Below are 18,066 nucleotides of genomic sequence, written 5' to 3'. Positions count from 1 at the left end.
TTTAAGGAATGCTTATCGGAGGGGATGTAGCATGCATGAATTACGAAAGATTAATAACATTTATCGCAGTTGCTGAGAAGAAAAGCTTTTCAGAAGCCGCTAAAAAACTATTTGTTACACAACCAACTATTACTTCGCAAATTAAAGCACTTGAAGAAGAACTTAATACTAAATTATTTGAACGAACGACTAAAAAAGTGAAGATGACTCAATCTGCGAGTATCCTACTAAAATACGCCAAAGATATCATTAAATTAAGTGACTCGGCACAGAAGGAAATTTTGAAAATCGAGGAAAGTACGCATGGCGAATTATGTATTGGATGTAGTTTAACCATAGGTGAGTATATTCTTCCTGAGTTTCTTAAAACGTTTAAAGATAAATACCCATTAATTCAAATGCGTGTTGATATTTCAAATTCTAATAAAATTGTCTCTGATATTAAAGATCAGCTAATCGATGTAGGATTAATTGAAACCCCAATTGATGATCCACATATTATGATTGAGCCAATTCTTGAAGATGAAATGTGTTTAATAGCTCCACCAAATTATTTCTCTGAAATGGAGATGAAAATCTCGATAGATCAATTAAAAAATATCCCATTAATTGTAAGAGAAGAGGGGTCTGGCACAAGAGCGGTAGTGAACCACTATTTGCAGCAAGCTGGAATACCTATCGATGAGTTAAATATTGTGATGGAGCTAGGCAGTACAGAAGCAATTAAAGCAGTAGTTGAATCAGGATTAGGGGTTTCAATTATTTCGAAAAATGCTATTAAAAAAGAACAGAAGTTACAGTTGTTGACAGCTTACGCGATGAAAGATATTTCATTTTACCGATATTTCTATATAGCTTTTCGTAAAGAGCAAATACTATCGTCTACAACGGAGTTATTCATTCATGAATTAAGAAAAATGGCAAATAAATTAGAACTAGATGTTTCGAACAGTTTGTTTCGCTAATGTATTTAATTTTGAAGGAGGAATTCTTTATGGAAAAACAAGGAGTCACAGTAAGTAAGGAAGCATCCAAAAAAGTGAAAATGACACCAAGTGAGGCTATCGTTGAAACATTAGTTTCAGAAAATGTAAAGGAAGTATACGGAATTGTTGGGTCAGCCTTTATGGATATGCTGGACTTGTTCCCGACAGCAGGTATTCATTTTTTGCCAGTACGGCATGAGCAAAGTGCAGCACACATGGCAGATGCATATACACGTGTCTCTGGTGTAGCAGGTGTTGTTATTGGGCAAAATGGTCCAGGAATTACGAATATGGTAACTTCTGTTGCTGCTGCCAATCAAGCGCATACGCCAATGGTTATTATATCACCCTCTGCTGGTACCCCTACCATTGGTTGGGATGGGTTTCAGGAAGCAGATCAGGTTTCGATCTTTGAAGCTATTACAAAGGAAACCGTTCGGGTTACTCACAAAAGTCGTGTAGCAGATTGTTTGCGAACAGCATTTCGAATCGCTTATGCAGAGCGAGGGCCTGTATTGTATGATATTCCACGTGATTTATTCTATGGAGAATTAGAGGATCAAATTCTAGCTCCACATCAATATCGGGTAAACAATCGAGGAAGTGGAGATCCAACCTCCGTAAAAAAAGCTGCAGAGCTTTTAAAAACTGCGAAGTATCCGGTTATTATTTCAGGGCGTGGAGCTGTAGATGCTGATGGGGTGGATACTATTAGTAAGATTGCCGAGCATTTAACCATTCCGACAGCTGTTTCGTATATGCATAATGATGCTTTTCCAGCAGATCATCCACTTGCTGTCGGCTCAATCGGCTACATGGGATCGAAAGCAGCAATGCATACGTTAAAGAAAGCGGATGTTGTATTAGCCATTGGCACACGCTTGTCCGTATTTGGAACGCTCCCATGTTATGATATTGATTATTTTCCAAAAGAAGCGAAAATCATTCAAATAGATATTAACCCGAGAAATATTGCAAGAACCCATCCCGTAGAGGTTGGAATAATTGGGGATGCAAAGTCTACAGCAGATGAATTATATAATCAGCTAAAAGAAACAGTACCACATGGCAACAAAGACCTTGGTCGTTTAGAGGAAATAAGCAAATTAAAAGGGGAATGGGAGCAGGAATTGGTTGACCTTGCCATGAAAGATGGGGAACCGATTAATCCAAGACGTGCTCTGTTAGAACTAACGAAAGCCTTACCTGATAATACGATTATATCAACAGACATTGGAAATGTGTCCTCAACAGCAAATGCATATTTGAAATTCAACCAGACAAGGCGACATATTGCCGCATTAACATTTGGTAATACTGGTTTCGCTTATCCAGCTGCATTAGGTGCACAGCTTGCTGAACCAGATTCACCAGTAGCGGCGATTATTGGTGATGGCGCTTGGGGGATGAGCTTGCACGAGGTAAGTACAGCTGTTGAACAAAATATTCCTGTAATTGCTTGTGTTTTTAATAATAAATCATGGGCAGCTGAGAAGAAGAACCAAGTAGACTATTATGATAATCGCTTTATTGGTTCCAATATAGAAGCTCCTGATTTCGCAGAAGTTGCAAGGTCAATGGGGGCTCTTGGCTATACCATCGAAAAGCCAGAAGATATGGCACCAGTAATTAAAGACGTATTACAGAAAAGAAAGCCGGCAGTACTTAACATTTATGTAGATGGAACACAACTGGCACTGCCATTTCGGAAGGATGCATTGAAAATGCCTACACGCTTATTGGATAAATACAAACACCTGGATTATGGAGTGTGGGGGAAGTAAACGAAATCAAGAATCACCGTGCCAAAGTTTGGCACGGTGATTTTTTTACAAGTTAAGGAAGTATAAAATTTTGGTTGGATAAAACGCTTCTGATGAGAAAGCTCTGTTTAGCTCTTAGCGCCAAAAACTAGGAGATTTCCCGTCGTGTCCTACGATAAAGAAGACTTGCCGATTTTTGAACGAAGTGAAGAAAGAGGCTTCATCACACTTATGCCCGTAGCGAAAGTCATCATCAATTCGGTTGCATGATGTCCGACTAAAACCGTGCTTTGGGCTAAGTCATCGGCATACCCCTATGAAGGGGCATGATTCCATTATCTCCTACGGTAGAATGATCGGCTAATTTCGCCACTTTGCGTGGCAATACCGCCCCAACCTGCTTGGCAGGTCGCAGTCCGTACATCTCTGTTCAGGGAGCTTGCGCGCTTGTTCTTTCGGTTTTAATACTTGAATTATTAGCTACGGCTAGCTTAAGCGTGTGGGGATGGTGATGCTTCATACGAGGGTATCTCTTGAAGTGCATTCGTATTACGTCACCCTTGAAAAGGGTGGTTTCCTTTTCAAGGGCATAGGTCAGACGTGAGGTGATCCAGGACGTTCGATTTAGCAACCTTCTTTATAGGTACCTGAGATCTAGTTCCTGTCTAGAGCCAGGAGCTTATTAAGACACATTTATTTTCTTAATGATCACACAATCGTATCTACTAACATTCGTTACTTAATATGCTCTTCCATAGAGGCTACATTGGAATTGGCTTCCTTCTCGTTATATTCTCCTAGAATCAAGTAATCCATTTCCGCTTTAGGGATTGCTCGATAGCTTTTAAATCTTATGAGGAAAAAGATAGCTCCTATTCCCACCCATACAAATAGGGCGATCCAAGATGGTTTATCCAAAAATCCAGGAGATCCTGGAATAACGAGTAATAAGAAAAATCCAGCTGCGCAGAGGATGCCTAGTAGTGAACAGAGCTTTCTGCCAGGTGAAACGATTGACTTTTTTGTACTGTTATGCAGAGAGGTTCTATCAGACCATTTAAAAAGTCGATATGCTACGAAACAGGCGTAGAAGTAGGCGATTGTCACTCCTAATGCTGACATGTCAACGACCCATAATAAAGCTTCTCGGCCAAAGAATGGGGCAAGTAAGGTAATGACAAGTGTAAATAGGATACCTATGTGTGGTGTATTATGTTTCGGATGCAATCTTCCAAAAGCGCTCGGTAGCACTTTGGCTCTTCCCATCGCAAATAATAGGCGGCTTGTTGACATGTAAAATCCATTTAATCCGGTAAATACTCCCATCATGAGCGCAAAGGATAATAAGATAACCCCGACTGCACCATAAGTATTTTCAATGATAGCACCTGTCCCCCAAGCAGAACCAGCTTCTACAGCGCTAGTCCAAGACTGGCCGACACCGGAAGCAATAATAGTTAATGAATAAGTTATACTAGCACAAATTAATGCAATAACTATAATCTTAAAGGATTTCTTAGGAGGAAAATCAAATTCCTCGGCTGCTTGTGGTATGTTATCGAAGCCAATATACGCCCAGGGAGCTATTGCAACAATCGCAAGAATTGATGATAATGCACCTATTTCAGGTTTAAAGAGAGGCTGCAGATATGAGAAAGAACTTGAAGGGTGAAGCACCATAGATATTACTAAAACGATAACACCACCTATTAATGCTATGCAAAAGATAAATTGAGAAAAGCCTGATAGACTTGCACCACGTATGTTAAGAAATGCAAAGACAATCAAAGCAAGACAAGCAAGAATAACCTCTCCAGTATATACCTCCCACTCAGCAATACTGTACATATAGCCCTGCTCAATAATAGACGGTAATACAAATTTCCCTAAAAGTGCGAGTGCAGAGGCATTTAAGGCAACAATAGACATATACCCTAGTGTTAAAAACCAGCCGCATAAAAATGCGTGATACCTACCTAAACCGTAATAAGCATAAGCAAATTCACCTCCGGATACCGGTAGCTTTTCAACTAAGAAACCATAGCTAACTCCTATAATAATCATTAAAACTGCTCCAATTATAAATCCAAGAATAACTCCTAATGGTCCTGCCAATGACATCCAATCTACTGGCAAGACAAATGCCCCCCAACCAATAGCAGATCCAAAAGCAATTGCCCACACCCAATGTGGTTTTAATGTTTTGTTCAATTGTTTACGCTCGGTCATCATTATTCTCCTCCCGAATTTTGTAAGCGCTTAACTTAAGTGGGTATTAGTATTATTAAAGCATGCAAAAAAGCTGAATACAATTATATTCTGAAAATTTAATCATTACAAAAAATAATAAGGTTAATGTTTAAAAATTATAGATATAAAGGAGAGACCAGCCCCAACTGGAGAGAGCACTGCTCCAACTCAAGAGAAAAGACTGCTCAAAACAGAAGAGTTCTGACGTTTACATGCCCACCTGGTCAGTCCTATTTGACGCTTATGAACGCAGTTCTTATTCACTTGACTTGACAGGTTTTTAGAAAAAATGTATCCTTAAACGCTGTATGTTAATTTAAAATGCTTATTAAATCTCACATACAACTGACGAAAAAGGTAAACATAAGAAAAGTCAGTAGATGGTTATGTGAGATTTTTTTGTATGGAATTGAGAGGAGCAGATTGTTGAAGAATAGAATGAAGCAAGATCAAACCATAGATAAGCCAGTTCTTTTTCTAAGTGGAGGGGCGCTACTTGCCTTTGTGATTCTTGCATTAATAAACCAGGAAATGGTTACAAATACAGTTAATACGATGTTTAACTGGTCGGTAACCTATTTCGGCTCCATCTATCAAGTTCTGATGGTTGGGACTTTAGTTATTGCATTAATACTAGGCTATTCCAAATTTGGGAAGATTCGATTAGGAAAATTAGAAAAGCCAGAGATCGGAACGTTCAAGTGGATCTCGATTATCATGTGTACGCTGCTAGCGGCGGGTGGTGTCTTCTGGGCTGCTGCTGAGCCGTTAAGTCACTTTTTAACCGTACCGCCACATTTCTCAGGAATTGAAGCTGGCACTGCTGAAGCAGTAGTACCTGCACTTGCAGCAAGTTTTGTCGATTGGGGATTTGTCTCATGGGCAATTTTAGGAACATTAGGTACGATTGTACTCATGTACTCCCATTATCATCGGAACGCACCATTAAAGCCGAGATCGTTGCTTTATCCGATATTTGGGGATAAAATTATGAGAAAAAGTGCACTTGGTACGTTTGTTGATGCCTTTTCGATTGTGTCAGTGGCAGCTGGTACGATTGGTCCAATTGGATTCCTTGGATTACAAGCAGGTTACGGATTAAGTGCATTGTTCGGTGTACCAAATAATTTAGCTGTGCAATGTCTTATTGTTATCGTCATTGTTCTAGCAGCTGGGATTTCTGCTGCGACAGGGATTCATAAAGGAATTCAAATATTAAGCAGCTATAATATTATACTGGCAGTTTGTTTAATGGTGGCCGTCCTTATCCTAGGACCAGCACTATTCATTTTTGATTCGTATGTGCAATCATTTGGATTATATGTTCAAGACTTTCTAACCTTGAATACGTTCCGTGGAGACGGAGCTTGGCTTGGCTTATGGACCGTCTTTTTCTTTGCCTGGTTCATCGGCTATGGTCCAATGATGGCCATGTTTGTTAGTCGTATTTCACGTGGACGTACAATTCGTGAGCTTGTGACTGCTGTTGCGGTAATTGCTCCTGTAGTAACAACATTCTGGTTTACTGTCGTTGGTGGAACAGGGATTTTTGCTGAAATGAATAACCCTGGTGCCGTTTCTGAAGCCTTAAATAGTGCTGGACCTCCAGCAGCAATGATTGCTATCGCCGAACAGTTACCGCTTGGTACAATTATCGGTTTCTTCTTTTTAGTGGCAACGATTGTATTTGTTCTAACAACTACCGATTCAATGTCATTAACTATTTCGATGGCGATCACAGGCAACGGAGATCCATCTAAATTCTTACGTGTATTTTGGGCGATTCTTATGGGACTTGTCGCAACTGTACTCATCACTATTGGTGAGGATAGTGTTGGATCGTTGCAATCCTTTATCGTCGTTACGGCTGTGCCAGTATCCTTACTCATGTTAACCACATTCTGGACAGCTCCGCGTGCAAGTCGTGAACTTGCGAAAGAACAAAAGATTGATGAGAAACAACGCTATACCAAATAGCACAGATTTGAAGGAGCTGGTTTTTAAGTCAGCTCCTTTTTTTATAAAAGAACAGAAAGAAGAATAGAAAATTGGTCGTTTTTGGTAGACGAATAGTCCAAAATCATGTATTTTATAGACAAATGTCTATTAAATAATTAAATTACGCTTCACTAGGGGTGCCTTTACGTAATGGCTGAGATACATGTGAGACATGGAGACCCTTTGAACCTGAACTGGGGTAAGAACCAGCGGAGGAAAGTGACATGACTAGTGTGTATCGACGATATTATTGAATATGCTGAACGATTCATGCCACTTTTCCTTTGCTGGAAAAGTGGCATTTTTTAATGAAAAGGAGAAGGGAGTTATGAAATTAATTGCGGTGACGAGTGGTTCACAGAAGGAAGCGCGTCTTTTCCAGGTAATAATGGGCATTAGTCCATATGTTGACGCTATCATGTTAAGAGAAAAACAGATGACCAAGAGTGGCTATTCTTTGTTCGTTCAACGACTACTTGCACAAGGTCTTCCAGCAGAAAAACTAATTATTCATGTCCACCAGATTCTACCTAAGGAGACAGCTGTACCAACGCTTCATCTTCCGGAAAATAGATTGCCAGAGGTAGACTGCCTCCAAAAAAAATACCCTTGTTTACAAATTGGTGTATCGACGCACTCCCTTGAAGTAGCCAAGAGGGCAGAGCAGGTAGGCGCTGCTTATGTTTTGTATGGGCATGTCTTTTCAACAGCGAGCAAAAAGGGAGTAAAGCCAAGGGGAGTAAAACAATTAGCGACAGTCGCGAAAGCATTGAATATTCCCGTATATGCAATTGGTGGAATTACAACCGGGAAGGTAAATGATATATATCAAGCAAAGGCAGGTGGGGTTGCTGTGATGTCAGGTATCTTCAGCCATACTGATCCATTAGAAGCAGTAAAGTCATTTCGAAAGGAGGTGAACGGATATGAAGGAACACGTTGATGTAGTGATTATAGGTGGAGGCGTTATTGGGCAATCCGTTGCTTACTATTTAAGTAGAAGTGGGGTTGCAACGACGGTAATTGAACAAAATAGAATTGGAAGAAAAACTACACAAGCTTCTGCGGGCATGCTTGGGGTGCATACAGAAAATGATCAGCAAGGTACGTATTATCAATTTTGCCAAGCAAGTAGAAATATGTATGCATCTCTAAGCGACGAACTATTTTCGTTATCAGGGATTGATATCCAGCTTTCCACCAACGGTATGCTCGAGATAGCTACGAATGAAGAACAGAAGCAAAGACTGCAAGCAAAACAAAAGGCATTTGAAGGCTTGGAATGGTTGGATGGGGGAGGGATTAGGCAACGAACATCAGCATTAACGCATGCTGTAGGAGGATTGTACATGCAGCAAGATGGGAATGTGGAACCTTTGGCTGTATGTGAAGCTTTTAAACAGGCGTCTTTAGGAATGGGCAGCCAAGTAATCGAGAATTGTCGCGTTGCGAATATAGATCGTGTCCGTGATGTTTTTCATATCCAATTCGAGAACGGTGGTATCTCAGCGGATCATGTGGTTGTTGCGGCTGGTGCGAATAGTGGGAAGTGGTTTGAAGCAACAGGTTTAAAGAATCCGATGATCCCGACAAAAGGAGAATGTTTTGCCATCAAGCCAAGCGATCCCTCTATTGAGCAGACATTATTTTTTCACAATTTGTATTTGGTGCCAAAACGAGATGGACGCTACATTATTGGAGCAACTAGTTATCACTACGATAGCAGTAGCTATACGTCAACAGGAGGCATTTTTGAGTTAATGAATCGCCTATTTAGGTTGTTCCCATCCCTTCAGCAGGAAGAATTGCATAGCTGTTGGACTGGCGTGCGTCCAGGTACCAAAGATGGCAGACCAATCATTGAGGAGCATCCCGATGTTTCTAATTTGTATTTTGCCACCGGTCATTACCGGAATGGTATTCTTCTTGCTCCAGCTACAGGGAAACTTGTCAGTGATATGGTCTTAAACCGTTATGTGCCAGCTTCGATCGAACGTCTTTTCACACCAGCACGTTTTAGGAAAGGGAGGGTAAGATATGCAAATACACGTGAACGGACGGCAAATGGAGGTAGTTAAGGATTCAACGATCGGTGATCTATTAAATCGTTTTAACATTCAAGAGAAGCTTGTGGTAGTTGAACAGAATCAACAAATTATCAATAAAGTCGTATATAACCAAACAACATTAACCGATGGCGATGTTATAGAAATCGTTCATTTTGTAGGAGGGGGATAAGTCATGTTAATGATTGGAGAAAAATCATTCCATTCTCGACTGATGCTAGGTACTGGAAAGTATCCGACATTTCAAAGCCAAAAAAAGGCGGTGCAAGTATCCGAAACAGAAATTCTAACCTTTGCAGTCAGAAGAATGAACATTTTTGATGAAAACGAGCCGAATTTATTGGAAGAATTAGATTTACAGCAGTATGATTTACTACCAAATACTGCTGGAGCTAAAACAGCCGATGAGGCAGTAAGGATTGCCCGCTTAGCCCGGGCTTCTGGTTTATGTGACATGATTAAAGTAGAAGTTATCGGCTGTGAGAAAACGTTGCTGCCTGACCCTTTTGAAACGATGAGAGCTTCGGTACAACTGTTAGAGGAAGGGTTCACTGTATTAACCTACACCTCTGATGATGTTGTATTAGCAAAACGATTGGAAGAAGCAGGTGTACATGCGATTATGCCAGGAGCCTCACCAATTGGATCGGGGCAGGGCATTATCAATACAATGAATCTACAATTTATTATCGAACAATCTGATATCCCAGTAATTGTTGATGCAGGGATTGGCTCTCCAAGTGATGCTGCTTATGCCATGGAGCTTGGAGCAGATGGGGTTTTATTAAATACAGCTGTATCTGGCGCAAAAGATCCAATTCGAATGGCAGAAGCAATGAAGTTGGCCGTACAATCTGGCCGATTAGGTTATGAAGCCGGGCGTATCCCTAAACGAATGGATGGAATGAAGAGCAGTCCAGATACGGCGATGATCGAATGATAGCAGGACGTTATGCTCGTCAAGAACGATTTGCCCCGATAGGGAAGACAGGTCAATGTCGATTAGCTGCCAAACATGTGGTCATCGTTGGTGCGGGAGCATTAGGCAGTGCAAATGCGGAAATGCTTGTACGAGCAGGAATAGGTAAGTTAACTTTGATTGATCGTGATTATATTGAACTAAGTAATCTTCAGCGCCAACAGCTTTATACAGAAGCAGACGCGAAACAGAATCGAACGAAAGCAAGGACTGCCGAGCAACGATTACAAGCAATTAATCCGGAAGTAGAGATTAAGGGAATTGTTGATGAGCTCGATGAGGAAAACGGAGAAAAGATGCTACATGATGCTGATTTTGTTATCGATGGAACAGATAATTTTCAAACACGTTTTGTGATTAATGATGTGTTAGCAAAACATCGTAAACCTTGGGTATATGGTGGCTGCTTACAGAGTACTGCCATTGCATTTTCCATTATTCCTGGAGAAACCCCTTGCTTACAATGTTTAATTGATCATCTCCCTCAGGAAGGGAAAACCTGTGATACGGTTGGTATTATTTCTCCTGCGGTACAGATGACCGCTGCCTATCAGACATCGGAGTGTTTAAAGTACTTGACTGGTAATGGTTTATCTCAGGAGTTAGTACAAGTTGATATATGGGGAAGGACCTATAGTGCAATTAACGTAAAAAAGTTATTGAATCCCACTTGTTCATCTTGTTCACAATCAGCAACCTATCCTTATTTAACCAAGGAAAAAGGGATGAAGACAGTTTTACTTTGTGGAAGAGATACGGTACAAGTAAGACCAGGAGAAAAAGGCAGCTTATCACTTTCTGCTTTAGCGAAAGCTGTCAAGACATTTACGGATAAAATTAACGATAATGGAGAAGTACTTATTTTTGAAGTTGAAGCCGTTCGTTTTGTCGTTTTTCAAGATGGCAGAACCTTATTACATGGCGTTACAAATATAAATGTCGCAAAACAATTGTATCAACGTTATATTGGCGCATAGTTCAAAATATCAAAGTGGGGAGAAAGATACTCCCCACTTTTGCTTTGTGAGATAGATTGCTTGTCTGTAACATTCCGGTTTAACTTATTTGGGAGGTGAACACAGAACCTTTTTTCATGCTTATTAATAGGGGGCTTGATTTTTTGCTTTTCGAAGCTAATCGATTATCGACACACCCCCAAATATTACTCTTGTTCTAATTTATACCTTAAGTAATTATAATTAGAGGTAGGTTCCCTTTTGATTATATTTCCTTCTTTGTCAGTATAGATTTCGTATTCCCGGTATGTTTCAATACGGTACCCATTTTCAACTTCCGTTTCTTCTTTCATATATTCCAACGTACTATCAGTTTCTACTTCATTACTTACTTCTAGCGTGTCTTCCCCCTCTCGAAAAGTGGGCGTGAATCCATGCTTTGTTTCCGCCGTTTCCCAAAAAGCAACAAGGCCCAATATTACAATAAGAAAAAATAAAGAGAGTGTTTTTTTCATATTCTATTTCTCCTTTTTCATATACTTTTGATTGGTAGGGAACTTCATTTATCTGTTCCATTATTATGTTTAAAGAAATAAATTAAGAACGTTTTACATTTATTGATTGTGCTACTATCAACAATATTCTTCCTGTAACTATTTTATGAACGAGAGAGGAAGATCTTAGACTTCGTATGTTAAGAACGTACTAGGTTATTGCATCCACACCTACATGTCACTATGAAGGGTAATTTACTCTTTTCTTCGTATAAAATGTGTTCATTTGATGATTAACTTTATTTTGTTTTAAATGATGTTACGTGATAGAGTAAGTGACATGCAAATAAATCGTAATCATTACGTTTTACGGACGTGTAAGAAAAAGGATTTCTTGAAAGGGTGCTAATATGAACTGTTTCTACGTAGAATTTTAAACGAGTTCTCAGAGAAGGATCGATTAATTTATCGTATGGTAATAAAAATGGAAGATAAGTTAACAGAAAGCATCTTAACAGCAGAACAGTACATGATTCAAGTGAAGAAATATTCGCTGCATGAGGAAATAGCTAAACATTTTAATATGCCATTATTTGAACTTTTAGAAGTTATGAAAGAATTGGAGGGAAAGATTCATAAGAAATTAAAAGAAATGCATGCTAAGGTTTTATGGGTTGATTATACAGAAATTATTTCTCGTATGGATAAGGATAGCAGAAACAAAAAGTGGTTTTATGTGACTATACCTTCGAATTAAATCCTTTGACTTAGCTCCTTTTTTTGGTCGGCATAGACCATTTGCAACAATAAAGGTGAAAAAGCTGTAAAGGTTTATAGTTTACAAATGCGTACGTTTCTATTACAATAAATCGTAATCATTACGATTTGGTTTATTCGATATTAAACTATTGTATAAGCAACTAAAGAAATAAAAACATTTAGAGTATAAAGATGAATCATTAAGTCAATTAGAACAAAACGAATTTAGTCACCTGTGATGATTGGGATAGGCTAACCATGCGTTTAGAAAAAATGAACCCAACAGCTACCAAATATGTATGTTTAAATAGTCAAATTGATTTGCGTAATGTGCTAAATATCTATTCTTTTGACTTGAACGAGAAGTTAAGATTAAATGCAAATGGTATAAATGCAAAGGATCATCATGATGAGAGTATTTCTTCATTATTATTGAAAGAAACAAGACCGCTTGACTTAAGAAAACTTAACTTGTGGTTTTCTTATCTTGTTCAAATACAAGGCGAGAATTTATATCGTTATAAAGGTGTCTTAAACATAGAAGGAAAAGATAAGCGTTATATTTTTCAAGGAGTTCATATGCTTTTTGCAGGAGAAGAAAAAGGTAACTGGAGGGAGGAGGATACTCGTATAAGTGAACTTGTATTTATTGGTAAGAACTTAAATAAGGAAAAACTTACTAGGCAATTCCGTAGATGTATATCGGAAAAAATTTTTAAATCAAAACCGTAATGATTTCGATTTAAAGGAAGAAGGTTTTCTATTGAATACAACGTTCGATGGCAGGGCTTAACCATTGAATCATCTGATCGCTCTATGATCCTGCCACGACTGCAAGTTGAATTTATTAAGAAGTGGAAAACAATTTTTAATTGATAAAAGGGAAAGGTGAGATAAAATGGCAAAAAAATCTAAAATTGCAAAAGAAAAGAAAAGACAAGCAATGGTAACAAAATATGCAGAATTACGAAAAGAGTTAAAGGCAAAAGGAGATTATGAAGCACTAAGAAAGCTACCACGTGATTCTTCGCCGACACGTTTAACAGGCAGATGTGAAGTAACAGGGAGACCTCGAGGATATATGAGAAAGTTTAAAATGTCCCGGATCGCTTTTAGAGATTATGCGCATAAAGGGCAAATACCAGGTGTGAAAAAATCAAGTTGGTAAGAAAAATGAGGGAACTTTGTTTATGTATAAGTGGATCATTATAGGCGGAGGTGTTCAAGGATGCAGTGTGGCCACTCGCCTACTAGAAAAAGTCAACAAAGAGGATTTTTTGATTATTGATTCCTATCCAGATCCCATGTAAGTGTGGCGAACACTAACAAAAAAATAGGCATGTCTTACTTAAGATCTCCCTTGTTCCATTACCCTGCTAGTGATCCCTACAGCTTAAAAAAATACGCCCGGTCAAATGACTATGCTCAACCCTTCAAAGGAAGATATTCAAGGCCTCGATTAGATATTTTTAATCAGCATAGCCTGGATAAAATGGAGGGGGCAGGCGTGAATGAGTGTTGGAAACAGGGGACTGTGGAAGGACTTTTCATGGTTTGAAGGCGGATGGGCGTGCCACTCTCTAATAATCAAGTGGTTCGAAAACTGGCACATCCATCGCTATCCAAGGTGTAGGGAAGTGGATAGCGGCTTATCCTGAACAGGAAAGAATAAAAATCTTACATGAGGAACCAGGGATAGCTGAGCAGTGGGATGAAAAATATGGTGATCGTTTAACAGAGTTGGTATTTATTGGCGTAGATATGAGTGAAGAGAAGATCATCATGGGTTTAAATCAGTGCTTACTAACAGATGAAGAGACGAAGCAGGATTGGAGAAAATTTCATGATCCATTGCCTGAATTTACCTAAGGACCTTGAACAAGAAGAAATATTGTTGATTTAAGAGGCATTTGTTTCATAATTAGACAATATAAATCGTAATGATTATGATTTTTGTTAGGCAAATTTGAATTCCATTCGTAAATATAAAACATAATCACTCAGTATCTTGCAAGTTCGAATTAATCATATTTGAGGGGGGATCAAATGAATGAACAGCAGGTTGTAGAAGTAAAAAACGTTTCTTTTAAGTATGAAAAGGAATGGGCAGTTGAGCAAGTGGATTTTTCAATAGATAAGGGGCAATTCCTTGGATTGGTAGGACCAAATGGTTCCGGAAAAACTACTTTGGTAAACCTGATTCTTGGTCTCATTAAGCCTAATAAAGGAAGTATTCAATTATTTAACCAACCACTTAAACATTTCAAGGATTGGAGGGAAATTGGATACGTTTCACAAACGTCCAATAGTTTCAATTCAGGTTTTCCGGCGAGTGTCTTAGAAGTCGTAAGATCCGGCCTTGTCTCAAGATTAGGTATGTTCCGCTTCCTAAAACGTGAGCATACGCAAAAAGCATTAGAGGCATTAAAAATTGTAGAAATGGAGGAATTTGCAAAATCTAATATAGGGGAACTATCAGGCGGTCAGCAGCAAAGAGTACTTATCGCACGCTCCTTAGTTAGTGCCCCTTCGTTATTAATTCTTGATGAGCCAACAGTGGGAATTGATGAAAAGCATGTCACCGCGTTTTATGAGTTACTTGCAAGGTTAAATAAAAATCATGGTATCACCCTTCTTATGATCACACACGATATAGCTACGATTACGGAGCATGCAACTCATCTGGTCTTCATGAATAGAACCATAAGGTTTCATGGTACTCCGGAGGAATATAATCAATACAATGGAAACGAGCCGAACCCAATTTATGGCCACATGCACCAGCAACTAAATCATATGGAGGTGATGTCCTGATGCTCGAAGGCTTTTTAAAATATGAGTTTTTACAGAATGCTGCAGTGACAGGAATATTAATTGGTCTGGTTGCACCATTACTTGGAGTTTTCATCGTTGTTCGCAGGCTGTCTCTAATTGCAGATGCTCTTTCTCATATTACATTAACCGGGATTGCAGCCAGTCTTTTACTAGAAAAGAAAGTTACTGGGATAAATGATTGGAATCCAGTATTCATGGGGATGACCTTCTCCGTATTAGGGGCTGTTCTAATCGAACGTTTAAGAAGCGTGTATAAGAGTTATGAAGAGTTGGCCATTCCTATTATCTTGTCTGGAGGTATAGGATTAGGCGTCGTTTTCATATCTCTAGCAGACGGCTTTAACACGGATCTGTTTAGCTATTTATTTGGAAGTGTAGCAGCTGTAAGCCGTTCCAATATGTGGACCGTCCTGATCATAACATTTACTGTGATTTTACTTGTTTTTTTGTTTTATAAAGAGTTATTTGTTTTATCATTTGATGAAGAAAACGCTAGGGTTTCAGGAGTTAAAGGACATTGGATCCATTTTCTATTTATTTTGCTGGTGGCACTAGTTATCGCTTCTTCGATGCAAGTAGTGGGAATCCTACTCGTTTCAGCTTTAATGACATTACCGGTAGCTTCAGCTTTAAGAATAGCCAAGAGCTTTAAACAAACGATCGGGTTATCGGTACTATTTGGTGAAATATCTGTTCTTATCGGTTTGTTCTCTGCTTATCATTTAAGCATCCCTCCAGGAGGTACGATTGTAATGACAGCAGTGCTGATTCTTATTTTAACGATGGCTTATAAAAAGATAAATACGCTATTTTTGATTAAGGTGGGAGTATGATGAATTTGAGTACAGCCATTCAAAAGTTAAAACAGAAGGGTTATAAGCATACAAAACAGAGAGAGCATATGTTGAATTTTCTTATAAGTCAAGATCGATATATTCCTGTTAAAGATATTTTATATAGCATTCAACAAGTTTTGCCAAATGTGAGCCACGATACGATCTATAGGAACTTATACCTGTTAGCGAATGAGAAATTATTAGAAATGACTAATCTTCATGGTAAAAGATACTTTCGCTTTGCATGTAATCTAATGGAGATCACTAATATTTTATTTGTAACCTATGTGGGAGTGCAAAAGCATTTGAACTTTATCCGATGAATATGATAAATGATAGATTAAAAGATTATCAAATTCATAGCCATAAATTTGAAATTTATGGCTTATGTCCACAATGTACGAGTCCAGTTAAAGAAACTGGAATAAAATTATGATTATTAATCGTAATGATTACTATTTACAAATCGTAATCATTACGATATAATGTTTTTTGAAAATAAAGAGGAGGGGAGATATTGAAAAAAATATTAGGCATTATCAGTTTTGTTACGTTTATTTTTGTTATATCTGCGTGCGGAAATGGAGTAAGTAGTAGTGATGATAGCAATAATTCAGAGAAACCGAATAAAGATTTGAAGCTATTTACTACTGTTTATCCTCTTCAGTATTTTGCAGAGCAGATTGCAGGAGGTGCAGCTTCCGTGGAGACAATTTTACCTCCAGGTTCAAATCCGCATAATTATGAACCGACGACGGAAGAAATAGTGGATATTGCTGAGTCCGATGCTTTTATTTATAACGGTGAAGGTTTAGAGCCTTTTGCTAAACAGATTTCAGATTCTATTGAATCTGAAGATGTAACAATACTAGAAGCATCAAAAGGAATTGACTTAAAAGAGCATGTACATAGCCATGACCATCATCACCATGAGGGGGAAGAAGGTAATCATGAGCATGAACATAATCACGGGGATAAAGATCCACATGTTTGGTTAGATCCCATTCTCTCTATTGAGATGGCAGAAAACATTAAGAATATCCTTGTAGAGCTTAAACCTGAGCAGGGAGAAGTATTTAATAAAAATTTTGAAACACTTAAAGGAAAGCTTGAAGAACTTGACACAGAATTCCATACACAACTAGAAAGCTTACCTGAGAATAAAATAATTGTATCTCATGCTGCTTACGGATATTGGGAGCAATCTTATGGTATTGAGCAAATTGCTATCTCTGGATTAAGTCCTACCAATGAACCTTCACAAAAAGATATACAAGGTATTATAGAAACTTCTGAACAGCACGGGTTAAACTATGTGCTTTTTGAACAGAATGTAACTCCTAAAGTGGCAGATGTTGTGAGGAAAGAAATTGATGCAGAGACCTTGCGAATACACAATTTATCTGTTCTAACCGAAGAAGATGTTAAGAATAAAGAGAATTATTTTACACTTATGGAGCACAACTTAGAGGTTTTAACCGAAGCCTTATCTGAAGCCTCTACCTCTGAAAGTGAACATGAGCATACCCATAATCATGCGCATGATGAAGAAACAGAGAAAATTTATGAAGGGTATTTTGAGGACAGTCAAGTGAAGGATCGTTCCCTTTCAGATTGGGAAGGAGATTGGCAGTCTGTTTATCCGTTACTTCAAGATGGTACGCTTGATGAAGTTTTTGCCTATAAAGCAGAACATGAAGGTGATAAGACGATGGAAGAATATAAGGAATATTATCAGGAAGGTTACCAAACAGATGTTGAGCGTATTTTAATTGAAGGAGATAAAGTAACTTTCTTTGAGAATGGTGAAGAGCGTTCTGGTAAATACACCTATGATGGATATGAAATTTTAAATTATGAGGCAGGGAATAGGGGAGTAAGATATATATTTAAACTTGCAGAAGAATCCGAAGGACTCCCTCAGTATATTCAATTCAGTGATCATAGCATCTATCCGACTGAAGCTGGACACTACCATTTGTACTGGGGAGATGATCGGGAAGCATTATTAAATGAGGTCACTAACTGGCCAACCTATTATCCATCAGAAATGAGTGGACATGAAGTAGCTCATGAAATGATGGCACATTGATTTTATAGCCATGTAAATAGTTTAAAAGCAAAGATTAATGTAAAACAAACAG

The 18,066-nt window shown here is 38.5% G+C and carries 18 protein-coding genes and 1 riboswitch; of the genes, 16 read left to right on the top strand and 2 right to left on the bottom strand.

Features of this window, described 5'->3' with window-relative positions; translation table 11 throughout:
- The first annotated feature begins 35 nt into the window (after positions 1 to 35).
- Together M948_RS26805 and xsc are read left to right on the top strand one after the other, a co-directional pair.
- Positions 36 to 965 (top strand): selenium metabolism-associated LysR family transcriptional regulator, encoded by a 930-nt coding sequence (locus tag M948_RS26805; RefSeq protein ID WP_021289479.1) that lies wholly within the window; start codon positions 36 to 38, stop codon positions 963 to 965.
- Positions 966 to 994: 29 nt separating this feature from the next.
- The gene (gene xsc, locus M948_RS26800) at positions 995 to 2,770 is read left to right on the top strand and encodes a sulfoacetaldehyde acetyltransferase (RefSeq protein ID WP_021289478.1); all 1,776 of its coding nucleotides are present in this window, start codon (positions 995 to 997) and stop codon (positions 2,768 to 2,770) included.
- A 714-nt stretch (positions 2,771 to 3,484) separates the two neighbouring features.
- On the opposite strand, the gene M948_RS26795 is transcribed toward xsc, so the two are convergent.
- Positions 3,485 to 4,978 (bottom strand): APC family permease, encoded by a 1,494-nt coding sequence (locus M948_RS26795; RefSeq protein WP_041203076.1) that lies wholly within the window; start codon positions 4,976 to 4,978, stop codon positions 3,485 to 3,487.
- 459 nt (positions 4,979 to 5,437) lie between these two features.
- On the opposite strand from M948_RS26795, the gene M948_RS26790 reads away from it, so the two are divergent.
- The 6 genes from M948_RS26790 (at position 5,438) to M948_RS26765 (ending at position 11,019) form a co-directional block, all read left to right on the top strand.
- On the top strand, positions 5,438 to 6,976 hold the full coding sequence (locus M948_RS26790) for a BCCT family transporter (RefSeq protein WP_041203075.1): 1,539 nt from the start codon (positions 5,438 to 5,440) through the stop codon (positions 6,974 to 6,976).
- A gap of 144 nt (positions 6,977 to 7,120) precedes the next feature.
- A riboswitch (TPP riboswitch) is annotated at positions 7,121 to 7,232 on the top strand.
- 93 nt (positions 7,233 to 7,325) lie between these two features.
- Entirely contained in the window at positions 7,326 to 7,940 is a 615-nt protein-coding gene (locus tag M948_RS26785; protein ID WP_021289474.1) for a thiamine phosphate synthase, read from the top strand.
- Positions 7,924 to 9,075: a glycine oxidase ThiO gene (gene thiO, locus M948_RS26780; protein WP_021289473.1), complete on the top strand. Its 1,152-nt coding sequence runs from the start codon at positions 7,924 to 7,926 to the stop codon at positions 9,073 to 9,075. Before M948_RS26785 ends, thiO begins: the two co-directional genes overlap by 17 nt.
- A complete protein-coding gene (thiS, locus tag M948_RS26775) occupies positions 9,035 to 9,235 on the top strand; it encodes a sulfur carrier protein ThiS (protein WP_031335079.1) in 201 nt (66 codons plus the stop codon). Before thiO ends, thiS begins: the two co-directional genes overlap by 41 nt.
- 3 nt (positions 9,236 to 9,238) lie before the next feature.
- A complete protein-coding gene (locus M948_RS26770) occupies positions 9,239 to 10,003 on the top strand; it encodes a thiazole synthase (RefSeq protein ID WP_021289471.1) in 765 nt (254 codons plus the stop codon).
- Positions 10,000 to 11,019, top strand: a complete 1,020-nt coding sequence (locus M948_RS26765) for a ThiF family adenylyltransferase (RefSeq protein WP_021289470.1) — start codon at positions 10,000 to 10,002, stop codon at positions 11,017 to 11,019. Before M948_RS26770 ends, M948_RS26765 begins: the two co-directional genes overlap by 4 nt.
- Before the next feature lie 185 nt (positions 11,020 to 11,204).
- Here the strand turns inward: M948_RS26765 and M948_RS26760 are convergent, their stop codons facing one another.
- Positions 11,205 to 11,513 (bottom strand): hypothetical protein, encoded by a 309-nt coding sequence (locus M948_RS26760; protein ID WP_021289469.1) that lies wholly within the window; start codon positions 11,511 to 11,513, stop codon positions 11,205 to 11,207.
- A gap of 451 nt (positions 11,514 to 11,964) precedes the next feature.
- Here M948_RS26760 and M948_RS26755 point away from each other — a divergent pair, with 451 nt between their 5' ends.
- The 8 genes from M948_RS26755 (at position 11,965) to M948_RS26725 (ending at position 18,014) form a co-directional block, all read left to right on the top strand.
- Positions 11,965 to 12,249 (top strand): hypothetical protein, encoded by a 285-nt coding sequence (locus tag M948_RS26755; RefSeq protein WP_021289468.1) that lies wholly within the window; start codon positions 11,965 to 11,967, stop codon positions 12,247 to 12,249.
- A 260-nt stretch (positions 12,250 to 12,509) separates the two neighbouring features.
- Positions 12,510 to 12,983, top strand: a complete 474-nt coding sequence (locus tag M948_RS26750) for a GTP-binding protein (RefSeq protein ID WP_021289467.1) — start codon at positions 12,510 to 12,512, stop codon at positions 12,981 to 12,983.
- Positions 12,984 to 13,149: 166 nt separating this feature from the next.
- The gene (gene rpsN, locus M948_RS26745; RefSeq protein WP_021289466.1) at positions 13,150 to 13,419 is read left to right on the top strand and encodes a 30S ribosomal protein S14; all 270 of its coding nucleotides are present in this window, start codon (positions 13,150 to 13,152) and stop codon (positions 13,417 to 13,419) included.
- A gap of 446 nt (positions 13,420 to 13,865) precedes the next feature.
- Complete coding sequence (locus M948_RS42735) at positions 13,866 to 14,120, top strand: GTP-binding protein (RefSeq protein WP_081674597.1); 255 nt, start codon at positions 13,866 to 13,868, stop codon at positions 14,118 to 14,120.
- A gap of 177 nt (positions 14,121 to 14,297) precedes the next feature.
- Positions 14,298 to 15,065, top strand: a complete 768-nt coding sequence (locus M948_RS26740; protein ID WP_021289463.1) for a metal ABC transporter ATP-binding protein — start codon at positions 14,298 to 14,300, stop codon at positions 15,063 to 15,065.
- The gene (locus tag M948_RS26735; RefSeq protein ID WP_021289462.1) at positions 15,065 to 15,919 is read left to right on the top strand and encodes a metal ABC transporter permease; all 855 of its coding nucleotides are present in this window, start codon (positions 15,065 to 15,067) and stop codon (positions 15,917 to 15,919) included. Before M948_RS26740 ends, M948_RS26735 begins: the two co-directional genes overlap by 1 nt.
- Complete coding sequence (locus M948_RS26730) at positions 15,916 to 16,245, top strand: Fur family transcriptional regulator (protein ID WP_231378652.1); 330 nt, start codon at positions 15,916 to 15,918, stop codon at positions 16,243 to 16,245. The genes M948_RS26735 and M948_RS26730 overlap by 4 nt, the downstream gene beginning before the upstream one ends.
- 194 nt (positions 16,246 to 16,439) lie before the next feature.
- Positions 16,440 to 18,014 carry a metal ABC transporter solute-binding protein, Zn/Mn family gene (locus M948_RS26725; protein WP_021289461.1) on the top strand — a complete coding sequence of 525 codons (1,575 nt, stop codon included), beginning with the start codon at positions 16,440 to 16,442 and terminating at the stop codon, positions 18,012 to 18,014.
- Positions 18,015 to 18,066: the final 52 nt, after the last annotated feature.

This window comes from Virgibacillus sp. CM-4, assembly GCF_000445495.1.
In the GTDB taxonomy this organism is placed as follows: domain Bacteria; phylum Bacillota; class Bacilli; order Bacillales; family Amphibacillaceae; genus Virgibacillus; species Virgibacillus salexigens.
Note: the sequence above shows the minus strand (reverse complement) of the source record. Positions and strands in the feature narration are given on the sequence as shown.

Bases quoted from the DNA above. Each gene is read 5' to 3' on its own strand.
- M948_RS26790 (WP_041203075.1), top strand. From the start codon at position 5,438: ATGAAGCAAGATCAAACCATAGATAAGCCAGTTCTTTTTCTAAGTGGA.
- M948_RS26765 (WP_021289470.1), top strand. From the start codon at position 10,000: ATGATAGCAGGACGTTATGCTCGTCAAGAACGATTTGCCCCGATAGGG.
- M948_RS26770 (WP_021289471.1), top strand. From the start codon at position 9,239: ATGTTAATGATTGGAGAAAAATCATTCCATTCTCGACTGATGCTAGGT.
- rpsN (WP_021289466.1), top strand. From the start codon at position 13,150: ATGGCAAAAAAATCTAAAATTGCAAAAGAAAAGAAAAGACAAGCAATG.
- M948_RS26755 (WP_021289468.1), top strand. From the start codon at position 11,965: ATGGTAATAAAAATGGAAGATAAGTTAACAGAAAGCATCTTAACAGCA.
- M948_RS26740 (WP_021289463.1), top strand. From the start codon at position 14,298: ATGAATGAACAGCAGGTTGTAGAAGTAAAAAACGTTTCTTTTAAGTAT.
- M948_RS26730 (WP_231378652.1), top strand. From the start codon at position 15,916: ATGATGAATTTGAGTACAGCCATTCAAAAGTTAAAACAGAAGGGTTAT.
- M948_RS26735 (WP_021289462.1), top strand. From the start codon at position 15,065: ATGCTCGAAGGCTTTTTAAAATATGAGTTTTTACAGAATGCTGCAGTG.
- M948_RS26750 (WP_021289467.1), top strand. From the start codon at position 12,510: ATGCGTTTAGAAAAAATGAACCCAACAGCTACCAAATATGTATGTTTA.
- M948_RS26785 (WP_021289474.1), top strand. From the start codon at position 7,326: ATGAAATTAATTGCGGTGACGAGTGGTTCACAGAAGGAAGCGCGTCTT.
- xsc (WP_021289478.1), top strand. From the start codon at position 995: ATGGAAAAACAAGGAGTCACAGTAAGTAAGGAAGCATCCAAAAAAGTG.
- M948_RS26760 (WP_021289469.1), bottom strand. From the start codon at position 11,513: ATGAAAAAAACACTCTCTTTATTTTTTCTTATTGTAATATTGGGCCTT.
- M948_RS26805 (WP_021289479.1), top strand. From the start codon at position 36: ATGAATTACGAAAGATTAATAACATTTATCGCAGTTGCTGAGAAGAAA.
- M948_RS26795 (WP_041203076.1), bottom strand. From the start codon at position 4,978: ATGACCGAGCGTAAACAATTGAACAAAACATTAAAACCACATTGGGTG.
- thiO (WP_021289473.1), top strand. From the start codon at position 7,924: ATGAAGGAACACGTTGATGTAGTGATTATAGGTGGAGGCGTTATTGGG.
- thiS (WP_031335079.1), top strand. From the start codon at position 9,035: ATGCAAATACACGTGAACGGACGGCAAATGGAGGTAGTTAAGGATTCA.